Annotated in this window: 22 protein-coding genes and 1 riboswitch; of the genes, 20 read left to right on the forward strand and 2 right to left on the reverse strand. The window is 53.4% G+C overall.

The features are described from left to right. Positions 1 to 17: 17 nt before the first annotated feature. The 3 genes from NST08_RS10710 (at position 18) to NST08_RS10720 (ending at position 3,840) form a co-directional block, all read left to right on the forward strand. Positions 18 to 1,655 (forward strand): spore germination protein, encoded by a 1,638-nt coding sequence (locus NST08_RS10710; protein WP_341341741.1) that lies wholly within the window; start codon positions 18 to 20, stop codon positions 1,653 to 1,655. A 117-nt stretch (positions 1,656 to 1,772) separates the two neighbouring features. Further along, positions 1,773 to 3,104: a diaminopimelate decarboxylase gene (lysA, locus tag NST08_RS10715; RefSeq protein WP_341341742.1), complete on the forward strand. Its 1,332-nt coding sequence runs from the start codon at positions 1,773 to 1,775 to the stop codon at positions 3,102 to 3,104. Between the two features lie 304 nt (positions 3,105 to 3,408). Further along, positions 3,409 to 3,840, forward strand: a complete 432-nt coding sequence (locus tag NST08_RS10720) for a peptidylprolyl isomerase (protein WP_007129770.1) — start codon at positions 3,409 to 3,411, stop codon at positions 3,838 to 3,840. A gap of 397 nt (positions 3,841 to 4,237) precedes the next feature. On the opposite strand, the gene NST08_RS10725 is transcribed toward NST08_RS10720, so the two are convergent. Beyond that, positions 4,238 to 4,642 (reverse strand): acyl-CoA thioesterase, encoded by a 405-nt coding sequence (locus NST08_RS10725; RefSeq protein ID WP_007129771.1) that lies wholly within the window; start codon positions 4,640 to 4,642, stop codon positions 4,238 to 4,240. A gap of 208 nt (positions 4,643 to 4,850) precedes the next feature. Next, positions 4,851 to 5,002, forward strand: a riboswitch (FMN riboswitch). 260 nt (positions 5,003 to 5,262) lie between these two features. Between NST08_RS10725 and ribD the strand changes: the two genes are divergently transcribed. Genes ribD through NST08_RS10740 form a run of 3 tightly spaced genes read left to right on the forward strand, consistent with a single transcriptional unit; the run spans position 5,263 to position 8,354 of the window. Next, a complete protein-coding gene (gene ribD / locus NST08_RS10730) occupies positions 5,263 to 6,366 on the forward strand; it encodes a bifunctional diaminohydroxyphosphoribosylaminopyrimidine deaminase/5-amino-6-(5-phosphoribosylamino)uracil reductase RibD (protein WP_007129773.1) in 1,104 nt (367 codons plus the stop codon). 27 nt (positions 6,367 to 6,393) lie between these two features. Further along, a complete protein-coding gene (ribE, locus tag NST08_RS10735) occupies positions 6,394 to 7,059 on the forward strand; it encodes a riboflavin synthase (RefSeq protein ID WP_007129774.1) in 666 nt (221 codons plus the stop codon). A 53-nt stretch (positions 7,060 to 7,112) separates the two neighbouring features. After that, positions 7,113 to 8,354, forward strand: coding sequence for a bifunctional 3,4-dihydroxy-2-butanone-4-phosphate synthase/GTP cyclohydrolase II (locus NST08_RS10740; RefSeq protein WP_007129775.1), 1,242 nt, complete (start codon positions 7,113 to 7,115; stop codon positions 8,352 to 8,354). On the opposite strand, the gene NST08_RS10745 is transcribed toward NST08_RS10740, so the two are convergent. After that, positions 8,344 to 8,643, reverse strand: coding sequence for a hypothetical protein (locus tag NST08_RS10745; RefSeq protein ID WP_144866776.1), 300 nt, complete (start codon positions 8,641 to 8,643; stop codon positions 8,344 to 8,346). The two genes, NST08_RS10740 and NST08_RS10745, sit on opposite strands and share 11 nt — an antisense overlap. Before the next feature lie 582 nt (positions 8,644 to 9,225). On the opposite strand from NST08_RS10745, the gene ribH reads away from it, so the two are divergent. The 14 genes from ribH (at position 9,226) to NST08_RS10815 (ending at position 20,726) form a co-directional block, all read left to right on the forward strand. Further along, the gene (gene ribH, locus NST08_RS10750) at positions 9,226 to 9,693 is read left to right on the forward strand and encodes a 6,7-dimethyl-8-ribityllumazine synthase (RefSeq protein ID WP_007129777.1); all 468 of its coding nucleotides are present in this window, start codon (positions 9,226 to 9,228) and stop codon (positions 9,691 to 9,693) included. Between the two features lie 51 nt (positions 9,694 to 9,744). Further along, a complete protein-coding gene (locus tag NST08_RS10755; protein WP_186311073.1) occupies positions 9,745 to 10,554 on the forward strand; it encodes a segregation and condensation protein A in 810 nt (269 codons plus the stop codon). Beyond that, positions 10,523 to 11,125: an SMC-Scp complex subunit ScpB gene (gene scpB, locus NST08_RS10760; protein WP_007129779.1), complete on the forward strand. Its 603-nt coding sequence runs from the start codon at positions 10,523 to 10,525 to the stop codon at positions 11,123 to 11,125. Before NST08_RS10755 ends, scpB begins: the two co-directional genes overlap by 32 nt. A 271-nt stretch (positions 11,126 to 11,396) precedes the next feature. Beyond that, entirely contained in the window at positions 11,397 to 12,080 is a 684-nt protein-coding gene (locus NST08_RS10765; protein ID WP_210094618.1) for a DUF2953 domain-containing protein, read from the forward strand. Continuing rightward, a complete protein-coding gene (ytfJ, locus tag NST08_RS10770) occupies positions 12,053 to 12,502 on the forward strand; it encodes a GerW family sporulation protein (protein ID WP_007129781.1) in 450 nt (149 codons plus the stop codon). The genes NST08_RS10765 and ytfJ overlap by 28 nt, the downstream gene beginning before the upstream one ends. A gap of 119 nt (positions 12,503 to 12,621) precedes the next feature. Continuing rightward, the gene (locus NST08_RS10775) at positions 12,622 to 13,800 is read left to right on the forward strand and encodes a D-alanyl-D-alanine carboxypeptidase family protein (RefSeq protein WP_186311074.1); all 1,179 of its coding nucleotides are present in this window, start codon (positions 12,622 to 12,624) and stop codon (positions 13,798 to 13,800) included. Positions 13,801 to 13,863: 63 nt separating this feature from the next. Further along, entirely contained in the window at positions 13,864 to 14,496 is a 633-nt protein-coding gene (locus NST08_RS10780) for a nucleoside recognition domain-containing protein (RefSeq protein WP_341341743.1), read from the forward strand. Between the two features lie 6 nt (positions 14,497 to 14,502). Beyond that, positions 14,503 to 15,036: a spore maturation protein gene (locus NST08_RS10785; protein WP_007129784.1), complete on the forward strand. Its 534-nt coding sequence runs from the start codon at positions 14,503 to 14,505 to the stop codon at positions 15,034 to 15,036. A gap of 163 nt (positions 15,037 to 15,199) precedes the next feature. Next, positions 15,200 to 15,541, forward strand: a complete 342-nt coding sequence (locus NST08_RS10790) for an N-acetylmuramoyl-L-alanine amidase (RefSeq protein WP_251536870.1) — start codon at positions 15,200 to 15,202, stop codon at positions 15,539 to 15,541. 21 nt (positions 15,542 to 15,562) lie between these two features. Beyond that, a complete protein-coding gene (locus tag NST08_RS10795; RefSeq protein ID WP_007129786.1) occupies positions 15,563 to 16,318 on the forward strand; it encodes a pseudouridine synthase in 756 nt (251 codons plus the stop codon). 124 nt (positions 16,319 to 16,442) lie between these two features. Then, entirely contained in the window at positions 16,443 to 16,970 is a 528-nt protein-coding gene (locus tag NST08_RS10800; protein ID WP_007129787.1) for a redoxin domain-containing protein, read from the forward strand. Continuing rightward, on the forward strand, positions 16,967 to 18,661 hold the full coding sequence (locus tag NST08_RS10805; protein WP_341341744.1) for a cytochrome c biogenesis protein ResB: 1,695 nt from the start codon (positions 16,967 to 16,969) through the stop codon (positions 18,659 to 18,661). Before NST08_RS10800 ends, NST08_RS10805 begins: the two co-directional genes overlap by 4 nt. After that, a complete protein-coding gene (gene ccsB, locus NST08_RS10810) occupies positions 18,658 to 19,911 on the forward strand; it encodes a c-type cytochrome biogenesis protein CcsB (protein ID WP_007129789.1) in 1,254 nt (417 codons plus the stop codon). The genes NST08_RS10805 and ccsB overlap by 4 nt, the downstream gene beginning before the upstream one ends. A 98-nt stretch (positions 19,912 to 20,009) precedes the next feature. After that, complete coding sequence (locus NST08_RS10815) at positions 20,010 to 20,726, forward strand: response regulator transcription factor (protein ID WP_007129790.1); 717 nt, start codon at positions 20,010 to 20,012, stop codon at positions 20,724 to 20,726. Position 20,727 lies beyond the last annotated feature (1 nt).

Here is a 20,727-nt window from a genome sequence, read left to right on the forward strand (position 1 = left end):
CGATCAGGAGGTATAGAATGGACGAGAATACAACCTATAACGAAGGCATAGAACCGGACATCCCGGTAATCCCGCCATCCGAAATCAAGGAGCTGGAGGAGGAGGCGCTTAAGGAAAAGAGAAATGCGGAAACCTCGGACAGCACGGAGGAATCGGTCATATACTGGCAGGGCGAGGATCGGGTGCCGGAGAAGATCAGCGTCCTGAAAGAGACGCTGAAGGAAGTGATGGGCTACGGCGTTTCCTTTGACGTCATCATCCGCGAGATGACTTTTGCGGGAAGGCCGGCAGCGCTTTTGTTCCTAAACGGCTTCACGAATGACGTCATCGTTTCCGAAATCTTAACCCGTCTTACCTACCTGACGCCGGAGGATGTCAGGGACGGCCACGCGCTGAACGACATAATGAAGGCGTATATTCCTCATGTCCAGGTTGAACAGGTGTCGAAGCTGAGCAAGGTGATCAATGACGTGTTATGCGGAATCTGCGCCTTGTTCATCGAGGGCGCTAGCACCGCCATCCTGCTGGATACCCGGAAATATCCCGTGCGCGGGCTTGAAGAGCCGGCGGTTGAACGCGTCGTTCGTGGAGCTAGGGACGGGTTCACGGAGACGATCGTAACCAATATCAATCTCGTGCGGCGGCGGGTCCGCGACCCGGGGCTTCATGTGGAGACGATGAAGGTAGGAAGACGGACCAAGACGGATGTGAGCCTGCTCTTTATCGACGATATTGCCGATCGCGTGCAGGTAGAAGCGATTCGCCGGAAAATAAAGCAGCTTGATCTCGAAGGGCTGCCGCTTGGCGACAAGCAGCTGGAGGAAGCAATCGTGAATAAGGGCTGGCATCCGTACCCGCTCGTCCGATACTCGGAACGGCCGGACGTGGTAGCCTCCCACTTGCTGGAGGGACGGATCGTCGTCATGGTCGATACATCGCCCAGCGTAATGATTATGCCGACGACCTTCTTCGATTTATGCCAGCATGCCGAAGAGAACCGGCAAACCGCGTTTATGGGCACCTATTTAAGATGGATCCGCTTTGGCGGCATCTTCGCCTCGATGTTCCTGCTCCCGCTCTGGATGCTGCTTGTCGTCCATCCGGAGCTGAAGCCGCCGGCGCTGGATATCCTTGGGCCGCAGGAGAATGCCAAAATTCCGATTATCGGGCAATTTCTGATCGTCGAATTCGGCGTCGATCTGCTGCGTTTGGCGGCCGTTCATACGCCGACGCCGCTCGCCTCGGCCATGGGCTTGATCGCTGCGATTCTGATCGGCGATATTGCCGTCAAGACCGGGCTGTTCGTCAATGAGGTGGTGCTTTATATGGCCGTTGCAGCTATCGGCATGTTCGCCACGCCGAGCTACGAGCTCGGGCTCGCCAACCGGATGGTCCGGCTCGTCCTGCTCGTAGCGACGGCGCTGTTTGGTGTGAAAGGGTTCGTGATCGGCAGCACGCTGCTGATTCTATCCTTGACGACGCATCGCTCCTATAACTCGTCGTACTTATGGCCGTTTATACCATTTAGTGCAAAGGCCATGGGCGAGATTTTATTCCGTAAACCGCTGCTGACGTCAACGAGACGCCCGGCCCTCAACAAGACGAGGGATCACACCAAAATGGGGACTGAAATGAATTCCAAAGGAAGGCATTGATAATAACACAAATGATGTGTTGAAAAATCCATTTTGCTTACGTTTCGTTGTCTGCTATACTGTGAACAATTATTCGATTATCCTATTTTTGATAAAGCGATCGGAGGAATTGTAAGCATGTTTCTACACGGTACCAGCAAGATTAACGAACAGGGACGTTTGGAGATCGGCGGATGCGACACATCCGATTTGAAAGCCCAGTACGGTACGCCTCTATATATTGTGGACGAGCAAGCGGTCCGGAATCGCTGCCGGGAATATATTGAAGCCTTTAAGGCTTCCGGTTTGAAGTTTCAAGTCGCGTACGCCAGCAAAGCGTTCTGCGTGATGGCCATGTGCCAGCTCGCTGAGGAGGAAGGGATGTCGCTGGACGTCGTTTCCGACGGGGAGCTGTACACGGCGCTGCAAGCCGGCTTTCCGGTACAACGGATCCATTTTCACGGCAACAACAAGACGCCTGAAGAAATCGAAATGGCCATTGATGCCGAAATCGGCTGCTTTGTCGTGGACAATGTAGTCGAGCTGCATATGCTGCAGGCGATCGCGGCCGAGAAGAACCGGAAGGTGAACATTCTCCTTCGTTTAACGCCGGGCGTTGAGGCGCATACCCATGAATATATCTCGACCGGCCAAACCGATTCCAAATTCGGATTCGATATCGGAAACGGCTCGGCGTTTGAAGCGGTGAAGCTGGCCGCGGCACAGAATAACATTCAATTGATCGGCATCCATTCCCATATCGGCTCGCAAATTTTCGAAGTCGAAGGATTCCAGATGGCCGTTGGGCGCGTTGCCGAATTTGCGGCGAAGGTCAAAGCAGATCTGGGCATCACATTCAAGGTTGTCAATCTTGGCGGCGGATTCGGAATTCGCTATGTCGACGGAGATACCCCGCTTCATGTTTCCGACTATGTTAAAGCGATTACGGATGCGGTGAAGACCCATTTTGCCGGCATTGACAGCAAGCTGCCTGAGATTTGGGTAGAGCCTGGCCGCAGTATCGTGGGTGAAGCAGGCACCACGCTGTATACGGTAGGGACCAGCAAGGACATTCCGGGCGTGCGGAAATACGTGGCCGTAGACGGCGGAATGACTGACAACCCGAGACCGGCCCTGTACGAATCGAAATATGAGGCCATTCTGGCCAACCGTGCAAACGAGAAGCCAGAGGAGACGGTTTCGATTGCCGGCAAGTGCTGCGAGAGCGGTGACATGCTGATCTGGGACCTGGATCTGCCTAAGGTTAACACGGGAGACCTGCTGGCCGTATCCTGCACAGGCGCTTATAACTATTCCATGGCAAGCAACTACAACCGCATCCGCAGACCTGCCGTCGTTTTTGTTAAGGATGGCCAGAGCCGGCTTGTCGTTCGCCGCGAGTCGCTCCAGGATATTATCAGCAATGACGTCGTTTCTGCCCGGATTGCCAAAGAAACCGTTACAAGCTAAGTTGTTTCGATCGGCAGAACCAACACCTTACAGGGTGTGAGCCAGGATTCGACGATTCCTTTAAAAGCCCGCCAGACCGCTTGATCGGTTTGGTTGGGCTTTTTTACAGACCACGGAGCCTTCGCGGACGATGGACGCTGAAAGCATCTAAGCGTGAAGCCCCCCTCAAGATGAGATTTCCCAGTATGTAAGACTAAAGATGCGGGTTCATTTTGCGTCCCAAGTTATTTCATAGTAAACTAGAACTTGCATGTTTTATGAAATGCGTATCTTAGGGAATGTACATCGAAAGGAGATATTCGATATGGCAAAAAAAGCGAGAATCACACTGGAAAACGGCAAAGAGGTACTGCTCGATCTGTTTGAGAAGGATGCGCCGAACACGGTTGCTAATTTTGAAAAGCTTGCGAATTCCGGCTTCTATAACGGTCTAGTATTCCACCGCGTCATTCCGGGCTTCGTCGCTCAAGGCGGCTGCCCGAACGGAACAGGTACAGGCGGACCGGGCTACACGATCGATTGCGAGATCAACCCGAACAAGCATGAGCGTGGAAGCCTGGCTATGGCGCATGCCGGACGCAACACGGGCGGAAGCCAGTTCTATGTATGCTATGAGCCGCAGCCTCACTTGGACGGACAGCATACCGTATTCGGCAAGGTCGTTGAAGGCATGGAGCATATCGATGCTTTTAAAGGCCGCGACAAGATGGAAAAAGTCGAAGTATTCGAAGCGTAACATGTAAGTGTTGGATGGACAGGCCACTCTTGTGGGGGCCTGTTTTTTTATGCGTGGGGTTCGGCCATGTATGGAACTTCCTGGCGGACAGCATGTGCGCGGCTGTCCAATACCTAGCCGTCGGTGATAGACTGCTCATGAGAGGTGCAAAGCCGGTGTACTAGGGTTACTGCAACACGGAGACACCCTTAAAAGGCAGAAATCAACGGAGCAGGCGGAATTCCTCAGAAGAAGCGAAGCGTGCCCCTATATTCCCGGATTTCGGCATTGGGAAGTCAATTCAACGAAATCCGGGAATAACAGGGATCGTAGGAGGGATCCGCATGCGGAATTTTGAGTTACCCAGAGGCCTTGAAGGGTTATCCGCAAGCATAGCCGCTAATTAGTTTACTCCAGATCAAGACGAAGCCGGTAGAAACAACGCCCGCAGTTCTTCCGGAACCGGTCGGCTCTTGCGGGTGCGGATATCGATCGTCACGATCGTTACAGCGGCATCGGCGCAAAGCTCCCCGTCCGTGTTATGGATCTGCTGAAGCAGCACAAAGCTGCTTAGTCCAAGCTTGTGAGACTCGGTTGAAATGTTCAGGCGCTCTCCCTGCCTGCATTCCTTCCTGTAATTAATATTAATGTTGACCGTGACAGTCTGCACACCCAATCCTTTCAGTACATCGTAGTGCAGATTCCCCGCCTCGTACCATTCTTCTCTTCCCCATTCCAGGTACTCCAGATATTTGGCGTTATTCACATGACCATTCACATCGATTTCCGTCGGTCTTACGATGATGTTAAGCGAGGTTTTCATTTACATGATCTCCTTTAACCTATACAATTCACGGTTTATCCTCCGCATTACTTGGTTCTCGTTGAGCGCACCGATTTCCTCCCGAACCTGCAACGGATATGAATTTATACAACCAAAAAGTTACTGACTAAATAAAAGTGAGTTAATTATCTTGCTTTTTTGCCTATGGAGTGTTAAGATTCATCGTAAGCAACAGCTAATTTCATATTGAATCCTTCGGGGCAGGGTGAAATTCCCTACCGGCGGTGATGATTGCAGCTCCGGCTGCGACTTAGTCCGTGACCCGGATACGTTATCGTATGCGGTGGACCTGGTGAAATTCCGGGACCGACAGTATAGTCTGGATGGGAGAAGGAACGAAAGTGGACTTGAGAGCATGTACAATAGCTATCTCTTGTCTTAGCTTTCTGATGTCATGCGTTATGTGAGGCTTTTCACATATGACGATTCTAGAGCGGGGGTGCTTTTTAAAGCGCCGCTTCTTTGGACGTTATATGAGAACCTCGGAACTAACGGTTATTTATGATGTCGTAAAGTGAACTGGTTTATTACGCCCTGTTTTGGATGAATCGCTTATCCTGAAACAGGGCTTTTTTATTCTGGAAAGGGGCTTGGGTAGCATGGAAGTCGTCAACGATGAATTTTATATGTCGCTTGCGCTGGATATGGCGGAACGCGCGCAAGGCCAGACCGGCATTAACCCCGTCGTCGGCTGTGTCGTCGTGAAGGACGGTGCTCTTGCGGGCGTCGGCGCCCATCTGGAGCGGGGAACGCCGCATGCTGAGGTCCATGCACTGAATATGGCCGGGAGCAAGGCGGCCGGAAGCACCGTGTATGTAACCCTTGAGCCCTGCAGCCATTACGGAGCGACTCCTCCATGCAGCGAGAGGCTCATAGCGGAAGGTGTTAAACGGGTCGTTGTCGCCTGCCAGGACCCCAATCCGCTGGTTGCCGGCCGTGGTCTGCAGATGCTGCGGGCAGCGGGCATTGAAGTGACGACAGGCGTCCTCGAAGAGCGGGCCGTCCGGTTGAACGAAGCCTTCAACAAATTTATTACGACCGGACTGCCGTTCGTCACCTTGAAGACAGCCAGTACGCTGGACGGGAAAATCGCCTCAAAGACCGGCGACAGCAAGTGGATATCCAATGAGGTGTCCCGGGAGCTGGTGCACACTCTCCGGCATCGACACCAGGGAATCATGGCAGGGGTTGCCACCGTTATTGCGGACGATCCGTCGCTGACGACGAGACTCCGCGTTGAAGGTCTTCAGCCCGTACGAATCATCGTGGATTCGCAGCTTCGCATCCCTTTGAATTGTCGTGTAGTCAGTGATGGCGCTGCCAAAACAGTCGTGCTGGCCACGGAGCTGGCCGACAAGGCGAAGCGGACCGCGCTGGAAGAACGGGGGGTGCAGATTCTGGTCTGCGGTCCCGGCCCGAGAGTCGACCTGCAGGCTGCGCTTATGGAGCTTGGTCGCATGGGCATCGCCTCCATCCTGGTTGAAGGAGGAGGAACCTTAAGCGGAAGCTTGCTGGAGAACAAACTGGTGGATCGCATCATCCAATTCATTGCCCCGAAGATTATTGGAGGGTTCGATGCACCGGGAAACTATATGTTCAGCGGGTATGAGCTGATGAGCGAAGCGATTGAGCTGACAGGACTCGAGACCCAAAGACTTGGCGACAATATTTATGTGACCGGCCAGCCGGTATGGAAGTCGTAAACGATTGAATGAAAGGAGGGATAGGATATGTTTACAGGGCTGATTGAAGAGATCGGCGAGATGAGACGAATCGGCCGCCAAGGCGAAGCGATGGTGCTCAGCATTTCGGCAAGCAAGGTCCTGGATGATCTAAAGCTAGGCGATAGTGTTGCTGTCAACGGGGTTTGCTTGACCGCGACAACGATCGATAAAGACAGCTTTACCGTCGATGTCATGCCGGAAACGTATCGAAACACCAATCTGAAGCAGCTACAACCGGGAAGCAAAGTCAATCTGGAACGGGCCATGGCAGCCGGAGGACGATTCGGCGGTCATATCGTACAGGGACATGTGGATGGGGTCGGCGTGATTCGAAGCGTGAGATCCGATCAGAATGCGGTCGTCTATGAAATTGCCCCGTCGAACGACGATGTGTTCAAATATATCCTTCCGAAAGGGTCCGTAACGCTGGACGGAATCAGTCTGACCGTCGTTCGAACGACGGATCATTCCTTCACCGTCTCCATCATTCCCCACACGCTTGCCGAAACGGTGCTGGCTTATAAGGGACCGGGGGATACGATTAACATCGAGTGCGATATTTTGGGCAAATACGTCGAGCATCTGCTGAATTACGGCAGTGAAGGAAACAGCTCCAGAAGAAGCAAAGCGGGGATCAGCCGGGATTATCTAGCCGAGCACGGATTTGCTTGATCGAAGCATCAGATTGACCCGAACGTTTAGACTTACGAGAAGGAGGAGTAGGAATGGAAGAGCGATTTTCTTTTCATACCATAGAAGAAGCTTTGCAGGATTTGAAGGAAGGGAAGATCGTTATCGTCGTTGACGATGAAGACCGCGAGAATGAAGGGGATTTTATCGCTCTAGCCGAAAAGGCAACCCCCGAGGTGATCAATTTCATGATTACGGAAGGGCGTGGATTGGTGTGTCTCCCGATGACGCCCTCGCGGGCTCAGGAGCTGGATCTGAAACCGATGGTTAGCCAAAATACGGACTATCATGGAACGGCCTTCACCGTTTCCATTGACCATAAAGATACGACAACCGGCATATCGGCCTATGAGCGCTCCGTAACGGTTCGCGGCATTATGGACCCGAATGCGACCGCAGCGGATTTCCGCAGACCGGGCCATATGTTCCCGCTGATTGCCAAAGAAGGGGGCGTCCTTCGCCGGGCAGGTCATACGGAGGCGGCTGTCGATCTTGCGAAGCTGTGCGGCTCTTACCCTGCCGGTGTCATCTGCGAAGTCATCAAGGAAGACGGAACCATGGCGCGTCTGCCGGATCTGATCGAAATATCGAAGAAGCACGGGATGAAGCTGATCAGCATCAAGGATCTGATTCATTACCGCAATGAGAAGGAGAAGCTGGTGCAGCGGGAAGTGGCGGTGCGGATGCCGACGGATTACGGGGTATTCCAGGCGGTGGCTTACACGAACGATGTCGACAACAAGGAGCATGTAGCGTTGGTCAAAGGCCAGATTAACGGCGATGAGCCGGTGCTGGTTCGCGTCCATTCGGAATGCCTGACCGGGGATGTCTTCCACTCCCACCGCTGCGACTGCGGCCCGCAGTTCGAGGCCGCACTGCGGCAGATCGAGGAGGCCGGCAACGGCGTGCTGCTGTACATGCGCCAAGAGGGACGCGGCATCGGCTTGATCAACAAGCTGAAGGCATATAAGCTGCAAGAGGAGGGCTTCGATACGGTCGATGCCAACCTGAAGCTGGGCTTCCCGGCGGATTTAAGAGATTACGGCATTGGAGCGCAGATACTAAAGGATCTCGGCATTCGGAAGATTCGGCTGCTTACCAACAACCCGCGGAAGATCAAGGGCCTGGAGGGATATGGGCTTGAAGTTGTGGAGCGGGTGCCGATCCAGATGCCGGAGAACGAGGACAATACCGGATACCTGCATACAAAGCAGGCTAAGCTTGGGCATATGCTGAAGTTCGACGATTTGGAGCAGAACGAGAGCGCTAATTCGTAAAGGGAAATGCCCCGGCGGAAACGATTTTCAAATAATCGCTCTCTGCTTCAATCGATGATGCCTCCGTCGCATCGGCCAAAAGTTCGAAGCAGCTGCCCGCGCCCCCATCGTTGAATGGACCCAGCGGAGCGGCGGGATGCAGCAGGAGAAGCGAAGCGTTCGCCTTTGCCTCCGGATTCCTACCTTGTGTGTGTAAGTCATCCAGGGAATCCGGTGGCAACAGCGATCGGAAGAGCATCCGGTGCGCAGCGGACAATTCGAAACGCGCCCACCAATTTAGGGTGGGCACGAATCTCCAACTCCGCAAGCGTAATGGTCCATGATGCATTCGCCAACGCCGACGAGCCTCGAAGCAGCAGCCCGCATTTGCTACAAGAATGGACCCAGCGGAGCGGCGGAATGCAGCAGGAGAAGCGAAGCGTTCGCCTTTGCCGTCGGATTCCTACCTTGTGTGTGAGTCATTCGGGGAATCCGGAGACAACAGCGATCGGAAGCTGCATCCGACGCGCAGCGGACAATTCGAAACGCGCCCACCAATTTAGGGTGGGCACGAATCCCCAACTCCGCAAGCGTAATGGTCCATGATGCATTCGCAAACGCCGACTAGCTCGAAGAGTCAGCCCGTATTTGCTACCTGAATGAACCCAGCGGAGCGGCGGAATGCAGCAGGAGAAGCGAAGCGTTCGCCTTTGCCGTCGGATTCCTACCTTGTGTGTGAGTCATTCAGGGAATCCGGTGGCAACAGCGATCGGAAGCAGCATCCGGTGCGCAGCGGACAATGCAAGAATCGCATCAACGAGCGCTCATCGAGCGCAAAGTGCAGCATGCATCGACAATAACAATACTCCCATTTGAAAGGATGACCATAACCATGGCAAACATTTTTGAAGGCAATTTAGTATCGGAAGGCTTGAAATACGGAATCGTAGTAGGCCGGTTTAATGAATTTATTACCAGCAAGCTGTTAAGCGGTGCGCTCGACGCGTTGAAGCGTCACGGCGTGCAGGATGATGAGGTGGATGTAGCATGGGTGCCGGGCGCATTCGAAATTCCGCTGATCGCCCAAAAAATGGCAGAAAGCGGCAAATACGACGCCATCATTACCTTGGGCACCGTCATTCGCGGATCGACAACCCACTACGATTACGTGTGCAATGAAGTGGCGAAGGGCGTGTCGGCGATCAACCTGAAGACCGGCGTGCCAACCATCTTCGGCGTCGTGACGACGGAGAACATCGAGCAGGCCGTTGAACGCGCCGGAACGAAGGCTGGCAACAAAGGCTGGGATTCCGCGATGGCGGCGATCGAAATGGCAAACTTGACGAAAAGCTTAAAATAGTGCTTATTTAATGTAGTGCTCTTTTTCATCAGAGCACTGCATTTTATTTTTATGGCGGGAGGATTCACCGTGAGCGTATTATATAAGCTGGAGACGTTTGAAGGACCGCTCGATCTGCTGCTTCACCTGATTGATAGAGCGGAAATCGACATCCAGGATATCCCCGTCAGCGAGATTACCGAACAATACATGGCCTATCTGCACAACATGCAGGAATTGGAGCTTGAAATTACAAGTGAATTTCTGGTGATGGCGGCGACGCTGCTGTCTATTAAATCGAAGCTGCTGCTTCCAAAGCCTCCGGTTATCGAGATGGACGAGTTTGATTTTTACGAAGAGGAAGATGTGGATCCGAGAGCGGAGCTCGTTCAGCGGCTGATCGAATATCGTAAATACAAGGGAATTGCTCAGCATCTCCATGAGAGAGAATGGGAGCGGAGCATGATTTACTCGAAAGAGGCGGAGGATTTAACGCCCTACATGCCGGAAGCCCAGGAAAACCCGGTCGAAGGGCTCCACGTTGCCGATTTGATCCGCGCATTCCAAAAAGCCTTAAGCAAAGCCGTAAGACGAACTTCATACGCACGGATACAGCGCGATGAAATATCGGTTAAGGATCGGATTCGCCAGGTGATCGATACGCTCGAGCAAGCGGGGCCGGGAGGAAGGGTGTTGTTCTCCAAGCTGCTTCATGAGGAGATGGAGCGGCATGAAATCGTGGTTACCTTCCTGGCGATTTTGGAATTGATGAAGATGAAGCAGATCGTTTGCTATCAGGAGCGGCTCTTCGAGGATATTGTGATGGAATGGAGAGGGGAAGAACGCATTGATGGATTATCCGAAGCTGAAATCGATTATTGAGGGACTGCTGTTCTTGGCGGGCGAGGAAGGCCTGTCGGTCAAGCAGGTCGCTGAAATTACGGAACAGTCCACGGGGCTGGTGGAAGAAGCGCTTGAGGATATGAAGGAGGAATGGGCGCGCCAGGAGCGGGGATTGCAGATCGTCCAAATCGCCGGCAGCTACAAAATGGCGACGCTTGCGGAGCATGCGCCATATTTCGAACGTCTGGCATACTCGCCTTCGCGCTCCTCCCTGTCCCAGGCGGCGCTCGAAACGCTATCCATTGTCGCTTACAGACAGCCGATCACGCGGGTTGACATCGAGGAGATCCGGGGTGTCAAATCCGAGCGGGCGATTCATACGCTGACCACCAAAGGCTTGATTGAAGAGGTGGGCCGTGCGGAAGCGATCGGCAGACCGATTTTGTATGGCACGACGAAATTATTCCTCGATTACTTCGGGCTCGCCAGCATTAAGGATTTGCCGGAGCCGTCCCAATTTGAGGATGCCGAGTCGCTCGAGGAAGAGACGCAAATGCTGTTTGATAAGCTGGATGGTCATCAGCTGACATTTGATGATGTGGAGAATTGATCGATAAACGGATGTTCTATACGAAAATTCGAATCCCGAGCGGAGGTTGGCTCGGGATTTTTTTGCGTTGCATAGGTTCCTTTCCAATTAGCACCCCGTTCGATCTGCTCCACCACCATCCTAGATTAATGGCTAAGGGAAGCACAATCCATTCATTATCCCCGGTGACAGGAGAGGACGAAGGTGAGCGGGTTCGCATTATTTACCTGGCGATTTGCCATACTAAGCCAAGCGGATGTATTATATCAAGCTCGTTGCTGGGGGTTACGTTGTGAGCATTTGGATTTATCTTGCGATCGGACTTGTAGTACTGCTCATTGTGCTGGCTGTCATCGTGTTGAACTCGGCCGTGACGGTCCGGCTGGATATGGTCATGCGAAAAAATGAATACAAGCTCCATGCCGAGGTAAAGATGGTCTATGGCATGATCAAGCGGATCTATGATCTGCCCTTTCATCTGGCGAACGGCGGCATTGAATTCAATCAAGAATCGGTCTTCAAGCAGGGGATGACATTTGGACAGGATGAACAGGCGGATCAGAGACAAAAAAGTCGTACCATTCGGTTTCGGCAGTATTCAACAGCTATAATGGCCACCAAAGGATTTAAGAAATGGCTGAGGCAGACGTTGGCAAACGTCCATCTCCGGGACATCCGGTGGTCTACGGAGGTGGCCCTTGAGCATGCCGCCGATACGGCCGTCGCTTCCGGGCTGCTGCACGCCGTTAAACATACCCTGCTCGGCTGGTTGTCCTATCGCCTGATTATGGAGGAAAAGCCGGCCGTCGATGTCGTACCCCGCTTTAACGGACCGCCGCATTTTTCCACAGAGCTGAACTGCATAGCGAAAATCTCCTTCGGAAAAGCTATGGTTGCTGGACTGGTATTCATAGTTCGCGTGTTAAAGGTGAAAGGAGGAGTTAGATCATGGCAGAACACCCTATTCAAGGCTTGATGCAAACCGCGATGGAGAACATCAAGGGAATGGTGGACGTGAATACGATCGTTGGCGATCCCGTAAACACACCTGACGGCAGCGTAATTTTGCCAATCAGTAAAGTGGCGTTTGGCTTTGCGGCCGGCGGAAGCGACTACAACATTGAAGCCGGAGGCACCCGCCATCCCGCAGACGGGACGCATGGCCATTCATACACGCACCCGTTTGGCGGCGGAAGCGGCGGCGGCGTATCCATCAGACCGATTGCGTTCCTTGTCGTAGGCAAGGAGGGCGTCCACATCGTTCCGCTCGACAATCAGACGCATCTGTTCGAGCGCATCATTGATGCGACCCCGTATTTGCTGGAGCAGATCCAAGCGATGTTCCAATCAGGCAGCAACGCCAATGCCAACGGTGGCGGTAACGGGTCGACGTACTAAGCGCTGCATAGCAAATCCCCTCTCGCATGAAGCGATCTGGGGATTTTTGCATGTGGACATACTTTCTGGAGGGACAACATATACTTGTACAAGATTTCTGAACACCGGAGGATAAAATAATGAAAATGAAACGGACGAATTGCAAGTCCTTGTTATCCATATTGCTGGTGGTTTGTCTGATGGCCGCGGCCGGCCCTGCCTATGCGGATCATGAGAAGGGGCCGGCGAATCACGCCCAGGCGGCCGCGTTGATCGATGTTACATCGGGCAGGCTGTTGTACAGCAAAAATGGGGACGAGCGGCTGCGGATCGCCAGCCTTACCAAAATCATGACGGCGATTGTAGCCATCGAGCACGGCAAGCTGAACGACCGGGTCACGGTTTCGAAGAACGCATTTGCCAAGGAAGGCTCCTCCCTCTTCTTGAAGCTTGGCGAGGAGATGACCTTGGAAAACCTGCTCTATGGCTTAATGCTCCGTTCGGGCAATGACGCCGCCACCGCCATTGCGGAGCATGTGGGAGGGACGGAGGAAGGCTTCGTCCTGCTGATGAATCAGAAGGCCCAGGAGCTCGGATTAACCAACACGCATTTTATGAATCCGCACGGGCTGGATCATGACGAGCACTATTCCTCCGCCAATGATGTTGCCAGGATGACAGCCTATGCGCTTCAGAACCCGACGTTCAAAGAAATCGTGAAGACACCGACCAAGCGGGCGCCTAACCCGAACGAGTCCTGGGATTACAAATGGGATAATAAAAATAAAATGCTGCGCCTCTACGAAGGAGCTGACGGCGTTAAAACCGGTTTTACGAAGAAAGCGTTCCGCTGCCTGGTCAGCTCGGCCACGCGAAACGGTCAGCAGATTGCTGCGGTTACGCTCAATGACGGCAATGATTGGAATGACCATGCGAACATGCTTGATTACGGCTTCAACCATTTTCCGCTGAAGCAGGTTATCGAGAAAGGGCAAAAAATACAAGGCTACTCGCTCGTTACCGGAAGCACGTTTAAGTATGCATTTACCCATGACGAGGAAACCCGGCTAGTCAAAAGGCTCGTTCTTCACAAGCAAGGCTCGCCGGATGTGTCCTTCGGACTCAGAGGACACATCGAGCTGCTGCTGGACGGTGTCAGCATCGGCAAAGTTCCTGTATACGAGCAAGGCGCCAGACTTCCTGAGCCGCCGTCCGCCTTGCAGAAGTCCAGGAGCGCCTCCGCGCAGGGAGCTGCCTTGTCGTTATGGCAATCGGCCGCCGAAGTGTTCAAGCATCTGGTGCGTGCCAATCATCATTAGATTTCGCTAAGAGGGGAACTCCTCTCGATACGGCGAGTCAAAGAACGGGGGCGTAGAAGAGCTATGATCAATATGATTTGGATGGGGATGATCCTGATCGGGTTTGGCTTTGCGGCTGTGAACGGAAATATCGACGCGGTGACCAAAGCCGTGTTTGATGGAGCTCAAACAGGCGTTACCGTGTCCTTCGGGCTGATCAGCATCCTGGTCTTTTGGCTTGGCATGATGCGGATTGCCGAGGATTCGGGGCTTCTGAAGAAGGTTGCCGTCATGCTTGGACCGGTCGTACGGTTTCTGTTCCCCGACGTGCCGAAGGACCATCCGGCGATAGGGTATATCTTATCGAATATGAGCGCGAATTTATTCGGTCTCGGCAATGCGGCAACGCCGATGGGAATCAAAGCGATGCAGGAGCTGCAGAAGCTGAATCCGGATAAAGGCACCGCGACACCGGCCATGTGCACGCTGCTGGCACTTAACACAGCCAGTATTACGCTGATTCCGACAACGTTGATTGCCATCCGCTTGAATTACGAATCGGCAAATCCGGCCGAAATCGTAGGAACGACGCTGCTGGCTACGGCCATCGCGACAGCGGCAGCCATTCTCGCCGACAGATGGTATAGAAGGCGTACGATTCGGCGGAAGCAGCCGTCCGGAATCGGGACTGGAAGGAATCCGGATATGAAAGGGTGATGAACATTGCTGTCATGGATTAGCGTCATCTCGGCCTGGTCTATTCCCATTATGGTCGCGTTCATCCCGCTTTATGCCTATACTCGCAAAGTACCGGTATATGAATCGTTTGTGGAAGGAGCCAAGGACGGCTTCTCCACTGCAATCGGCATCATCCCCCATTTGGTCGGGATGATGGTGGCGATCAGCGTCTTCCGATCATCCGGGGCGCTGGAGTTCTTTGTGGGATGGACGGGCCCGTTTCTGCAGTCCCTCGGGGTCCCGGGCGAAATTTTGCCGCTCGGCCTGCTTCGTCCGCTGACTGGGACGGGATCGCTCGCTTATACAACCGAGCTGATCCGCGCTTATGGGCCGGATTCGATGATCGGCCGGATCGCTTCCACGATCCAAGGAAGCACGGATACGACTTTGTACGTGCTGACTGTCTATTTCGGCGCGGTTGGCATCCGCAACGGCAGATATGCGCTAAAAGTCGGACTGTTTTCGGATCTGGTCGGGTTTATTGCCGCAATCGCCGTATGTCTGCTCGTATTTGGATAGCGACATTGCAATTATACCAGCTTCATTTCCCCAATTCTCGTGCGTGTGGCCTGCGCGATAATCGGGGATTTTTTGTTTTGATAAGGGAACACGCGCCTATACCGCCGGGGCCGCAATGTCATATACTGCTGAATCAAATTTGTGCGGCAGAGGTGATGATGATATGGAATTCGAAGGCTTTGTAATCCATCATTCCGTATGCGAGCAGGAGCCGCGGGTGAGGTTCGATTTTACAATACATGCGGACGGATCGGTCACGTCTTCCCCGATGCTTCTGCATCATAAACTGATTCATATCTGTCTGGAAGGCAATTTCAACCGTCGCTACGAGCTCATGAGCCTTGAGCAGAAGAGCCAGCTGTTTACCGCCAGCAAAATCATTATGGAGCTCTCGAGACTGCATGATATTTCCCCGTTATATCTGTTTCCACATGCAGAGAGCTGCCCTGGAGCGGATTTTCCGTGGAACGCGCTTGTGATTTATCCTGTCGATGGTTATCATTAGGGATGAGGTGACCTATCGAACATGGAGAGATTACAGAAAATTATGGCACAGGCCGGAGTCGCATCCCGCCGAAAGTGCGAGGAACTGATTCTGGAGGGCAAGGTGCAGGTGAACGGGGAGACCGTTACCGAGCTCGGCACGAAGGCCGACCCCGACCAAGATATCATTACGGTTTCAGGGAAACCGATCAAGCATGAGAAAAAGGTCTATTTAATGTTGAATAAGCCAAAGGGAGTTATTACGAGCGCATCGGATCCGGAAGGCCGGAAGATCGTATCGGACTATCTCAAGGGCGTAAAGGAGCGCGTCTACCCGATCGGCCGTCTGGATTACGATACGGAAGGGCTGCTGCTGCTGACCAATGACGGCGAATTCGCCAATCTGCTCAGCCACCCCAAGTATCATGTGCCGAAAACCTACCTGGCTACGGTGAAAGGGGTGCCCCACGGAACCGAGCTGGACAAGCTGCGTCAGGGCATCATGCTGGAGGACGGAATGACCGCTCCGGCCGAAGTCGAATACCGCGACGTGGACCCGGACAACAAGCAGTCCGTCATCACCATTACGATTCACGAGGGACGCAACCGCCAGGTGCGGCGGATGTTCGAGGCGATCAATCATCCGGTCATCCGGCTTAAGCGGATCGCGTACGGCGATCTGCTGCTTCAGAATCTGAAGCGGGGCCTGTACCGTCACTTGACGCCAAGTGAAGTCAATGAGCTGCAGCAGATGGCCAAGGCGGCGAAACCAGGCGGTAAACCGAAGAAAAAACGGTAACCCGACACATAATATTCAAAATGGCGAGCGGCGTTTATGACGAATTTCGTTATAATTGTTCATAGGATGTTCACACCCGCCTGCACATTTATGATGAAAGTCATAGAAAGGAAGCTGCTGCACTATGGGCAAATCGAAGAAAAGCATTCAGATCGTTATCCTGCTTGCCATCGTTCTAATCGGCGTGTACGCCGTTGCAACCGTTGTATTCGGCTCCGACGAGGTGCCTAAGGTCGGTGAGAAGGCGGCGAATTTCGAGCTTCTGGGCATGGATGGCAATGTACATACCATGAGCGAATACGAAGGCAAAGCCAGAGTTATCAATTTCTGGGGGACCTACTGCCCGCCTTGCGTCCGGGAGATGCCGGCGCTGCAGGCACAGTGGGAGAAGTGGAAGGATCAAGGGGTCGAAATCGTTGGGATCAATGTGGGCGAGAACAAAATGACGGTTGAAAATTTTGTGGCCCAAACCGGCGTGAAGTTCCCGATCCTGATGGATCCGGACCGGGATGCGGTGGCCAGCTACGGCGTTGGCCCGATGCCCACGACCTTCTTCGTGACGGCTTCCGGGAAGATTCACCATATTCGTATCGGCGAGCTGGATCTGGACACACTGGATAAACAAATTGAACAGTTGGTGAAAGCAAAATGAGTGAAGGTTCCAAGCCTTTGATCCAAAACACGAAATGTGAATGCGGACATCAGAATCCGCCCGGAACCGTCCTGTGCGAAGCCTGCGGGAAACCGCTGACAAAGGAAGCAGAAGCCCAGCCGATCCTGGAAATGCGTTATGACGGGGTGGCCCGCCGCTCGCAGAAAGCCAACCCCGGCTTTATCGACAAAGTCTGGAATTTCTTCTCCTCGGTGAAGGTTGCGATCTATTTGATCCTGCTGACGCTGATCGGCTCGTCGCTCGGAACCATCTTGCCGCAGGAGAGCACATTCCTTAACATTGACCCCTCTGTCTACTACAAAGAGGAGTACGGACAGCTGGGGCATATTTATTATCTGCTCGGGCTGTCCCATACATATACATCCTGGTGGTTCGTGCTTCTGCTGGTCATGATCGGCGCATCCTTGGTCATCTGCAGCCTGGACCGCGTCCTGCCGCTGTACAAGGCGCTAAGCAGACAGCGCATACCAAAGCATATGTCGTTTCTGACCCGCCAGCGGGTGGTGTACCAGGGGACGGTTGAACAAGACGGTGCCGAGTGGGTTGAGCGGGTGAAGCCGCTGATCAAGAAAAAAGGATACCGTGTCCGCACGGACGGGGGCACGCTGCTTGCGGAGAAGCAGCGGTTCAGCCGATGGGGGCCGTATGTGCTCCATATCGGCCTGATCATTTTTCTTTTAGCTGTCCTTGGACGGAATTTGCCGGGCCTTCATATGGACGAGCATATGGCATTTCCCGAAGGCGAGCCCGTGCACATCAAGAACACGAGTTATTATCTGATGAATGACGGATTCAAGGTAGAGTTCTATACGGAAGAGGATATGCCGAATGAATTCAAAGGCAAGGGCAAGGTGCTGCCTAAGAAATTCGAAACGGAGGCGATCCTGTATGTGTGCGAGTCCAATTGCAATACACCGGGCCAAGAGCCGCAGCTTAAGGAGGTCACCCGCCATAACATCGAGGTGAACCACCCGCTTAACTACAAGGGGCTGAAGGCGTATCAATTCGATTATGATTTGACTCCGATTCTCCGAACCGTATCCCCGATGTTGATTGGCAGCAAAACCGGGGAACAATATGGAAAGATCGATCTGTCGATCAAGGATCCCGTAAGAGAGTACAAGGCAGGGGATTACACCTTGAAGCTTACGCAGACGTTTACGGATTTCGGCCTCGGCGACGACGGGAAGCCGGTCAATCTGTCGCCGAACCCGAAAGCACCCGCGTTCCTGTTCCTGATCAAGGGACCGAACCTGCCGGCGGACGGCATTCAATATTTCTATTTCCCGAAACAGGTCGACAAGGAGCGGTTCCAGCAGGATGCGATCAATGCGCAGCTTGCCGGAGGCGAGAATCTCGTAACGCTGGACGTACTGAGCATGGATGACGTCGACTTCGCGGAGTCAACGACGTATTTGAACATCCGCGTGGATAAGGCGATGCCTTTCATCTGGGTGGGCGCATTTATCGGCATGATCGGACTGGTTATGGGCTTCTATTTCCATCATCGCCGGATTTGGCTGCGGGTCGATGACGGAACGCTGACGCTCGGTGCCCACACGAACAAGAACTGGTTCGGTCTGCGCAGGGAAGTCGCCGCCATCCTGAATCAGATGAATATCGAGGTCGACGAAAAGTCGCTGGAGAATAACAGGGGGAGTCAAGCATGAATCTAATCGATTTTAGCGGTGATGCATTTGTTGTGTCCTTTTTGCTATATTGCGCATCGTTTATCATGTATGCCATTGCGGTGATGGGACGCCGCTTCCGGAAGCGGGAGCCCGAGGCCCATCTTGCCAAATGGGGCAAGATCGCATTCGTGACAGCATCGATCGGCCTGATCGGCCATCTGCTGTACTTCTTCACCAGATGGGCAGGCTCCGGGCATGTGCCGGTGAGCAACATGTACGAGTTTATGTCGTTCCTGTCCATGGCGATCATGATTGCATTTCTGGTGCTGTATTTTATTTACAAAAAATCGCTGCTCGGCCTGTTCGCGCTGCCGCTCGTCATACTCATTATGGCGTATGCGGCCGTGTTCCCTCAGGAAGTGCAGCCGTTGATTCCTTCGCTGCAGTCGTATTGGCTCGGCATTCACGTCACACTGGCCGCGCTCGGCGATGCGTTCTTCGCCGTCGGCTTTATCGCTGGTCTGATGCACCTGCTGCGGACGGTCAACTTCACCGCTACGGATAAAGGCGCGCGGAGGGAGCAGCGCTGGCTCGAGCTCTGCATGTTCGCGATCGTCGTCCTGCTCGGCTTCATTTTGTCGGTCTACAGCTTCCGCACAGCCGGTTACGAAGCCGTGTTCAATCAGACGCAGATTGACCCTAAAACGGAAACCAGTAAAATAGTAAAAGTGGAGTACAATATGCCTCCGATTGTAGCTCCGTATCAGAGCGAGACGGAAAGCATGCAGTCATTCCTGGGCATGAAATCCCCGCTGTTCGAAGCTCCGTCATGGATGCATGGCGTGAACGCGGGGAGGAAGCTCAACACTGTGATCTGGTCGCTGGTGAGCGGCATCATCCTGTATGGATTGCTGCGGCTGTTCATCCGTAGACCGATCGCGAAGTTCATTCAGCCTGCGCTGAACAAGCTGAATCCGGATGACCTGGACGAAATCAGCTACCGTGCGATTGCGATCGGGTTCCCGGTATTTACGCTGGGCGGGCTCATCTTCGCCATGATTTGGGCGGAGATTGCATGGGGTCGCTTCTGGGGCTGGGATCCGAAGGAAGTATGGGCGCTGATAACGTGGCTCTTTTACAGCGTGTACCTGCATTTGCGGTTGTCCCGCGGATGGCAGGGCAAGTACTCGTCCTGGCTGTCGGTTATCGGATTTATCGTCGTGATGTTCACGCTGGTTGGCGTCAACCTGATCATTGCCGGTCTGCATTCCTATGCCGGAACGGATTAAGATGAAGTTTAATAGCAATGGATTAGAAAATCAGGAGGGCCCTTACGATTCGAGGGCCGTTCTGATTTTCCCCTATAACAATGAAGGAGCTGCTGTCAATGTCTGAGCATGGTAACCGCATACTCGTAGTCGATGATGAAGAGCGTATTCGGCGTTTGTTGAAGATGTACCTGGAGAAGGAAGGATATGAGATTGAAGAGGCTGAAGACGGGGAGACTGCCCTTCGCAAGGCAACGGGTGAGGATTACGGACTTGTCATATTGGATGTGATGCTGCCGGGTATGGACGGAGTCGAGGTATGTACGCGTCTTCGTCAGGTGAAGTCGACGCCGATTCTGATGCTGACTGCCAAGGGAGAAGAAATCAACCGTGTTCAAGGCTTCGAGGTCGGCGCGGACGATTATGTCGTCAAGCCGTTCAGCCCGCGGGAGGTCATCTATCGGGTCAAGGCGATTCTGCGCCGCTCTTCGGCAACGGCTTACCTTAGCAAAGAATCCAACCCGAGCAACAGCATTGTCTTCCCTCATCTTGTCATTGAGCACGACGCCCATCGGGTAACGGCGGGGGGACAGGAAATCAGCCTTACGCCGAAGGAGTATGAGCTGCTGCATTATTTGGCCTCGTCGCCGGATAAAGTCTTTTCCCGGGAAGAGCTCCTGAAGGATGTTTGGAATTATGAGTTTTTCGGTGATCTGCGCACCGTCGATACGCATGTGAAGCGGCTGCGGGAGAAGCTGAACAAGGTATCGGCGGAAGCTGCCGCGATGATCACAACCGTATGGGGAGTAGGCTACAAGCTGGAGGTTCCGAAGTAAC

The organism is Paenibacillus sp. FSL K6-1566 (genome assembly GCF_038050475.1).
Lineage (GTDB): Bacteria > Bacillota > Bacilli > Paenibacillales > Paenibacillaceae > Paenibacillus_AQ > Paenibacillus_AQ lactis.

Coding starts and splice junctions, on each gene's coding strand:
- NST08_RS10710 (WP_341341741.1), top strand. CDS start 18: ATGGACGAGAATACAACCTATAACGAAGGCATAGAACCGGACATCCCG.
- lysA (WP_341341742.1), top strand. CDS start 1,773: ATGTTTCTACACGGTACCAGCAAGATTAACGAACAGGGACGTTTGGAG.
- NST08_RS10720 (WP_007129770.1), top strand. CDS start 3,409: ATGGCAAAAAAAGCGAGAATCACACTGGAAAACGGCAAAGAGGTACTG.
- NST08_RS10725 (WP_007129771.1), bottom strand. CDS start 4,642: ATGAAAACCTCGCTTAACATCATCGTAAGACCGACGGAAATCGATGTG.
- ribD (WP_007129773.1), top strand. CDS start 5,263: ATGGAAGTCGTCAACGATGAATTTTATATGTCGCTTGCGCTGGATATG.
- ribE (WP_007129774.1), top strand. CDS start 6,394: ATGTTTACAGGGCTGATTGAAGAGATCGGCGAGATGAGACGAATCGGC.
- NST08_RS10740 (WP_007129775.1), top strand. CDS start 7,113: ATGGAAGAGCGATTTTCTTTTCATACCATAGAAGAAGCTTTGCAGGAT.
- ribH (WP_007129777.1), top strand. CDS start 9,226: ATGGCAAACATTTTTGAAGGCAATTTAGTATCGGAAGGCTTGAAATAC.
- NST08_RS10755 (WP_186311073.1), top strand. CDS start 9,745: ATGGCGGGAGGATTCACCGTGAGCGTATTATATAAGCTGGAGACGTTT.
- scpB (WP_007129779.1), top strand. CDS start 10,523: ATGGATTATCCGAAGCTGAAATCGATTATTGAGGGACTGCTGTTCTTG.
- ytfJ (WP_007129781.1), top strand. CDS start 12,053: ATGGCAGAACACCCTATTCAAGGCTTGATGCAAACCGCGATGGAGAAC.
- NST08_RS10775 (WP_186311074.1), top strand. CDS start 12,622: ATGAAAATGAAACGGACGAATTGCAAGTCCTTGTTATCCATATTGCTG.
- NST08_RS10780 (WP_341341743.1), top strand. CDS start 13,864: ATGATCAATATGATTTGGATGGGGATGATCCTGATCGGGTTTGGCTTT.
- NST08_RS10790 (WP_251536870.1), top strand. CDS start 15,200: ATGGAATTCGAAGGCTTTGTAATCCATCATTCCGTATGCGAGCAGGAG.
- NST08_RS10795 (WP_007129786.1), top strand. CDS start 15,563: ATGGAGAGATTACAGAAAATTATGGCACAGGCCGGAGTCGCATCCCGC.
- NST08_RS10800 (WP_007129787.1), top strand. CDS start 16,443: ATGGGCAAATCGAAGAAAAGCATTCAGATCGTTATCCTGCTTGCCATC.
- NST08_RS10805 (WP_341341744.1), top strand. CDS start 16,967: ATGAGTGAAGGTTCCAAGCCTTTGATCCAAAACACGAAATGTGAATGC.
- ccsB (WP_007129789.1), top strand. CDS start 18,658: ATGAATCTAATCGATTTTAGCGGTGATGCATTTGTTGTGTCCTTTTTG.
- NST08_RS10815 (WP_007129790.1), top strand. CDS start 20,010: ATGTCTGAGCATGGTAACCGCATACTCGTAGTCGATGATGAAGAGCGT.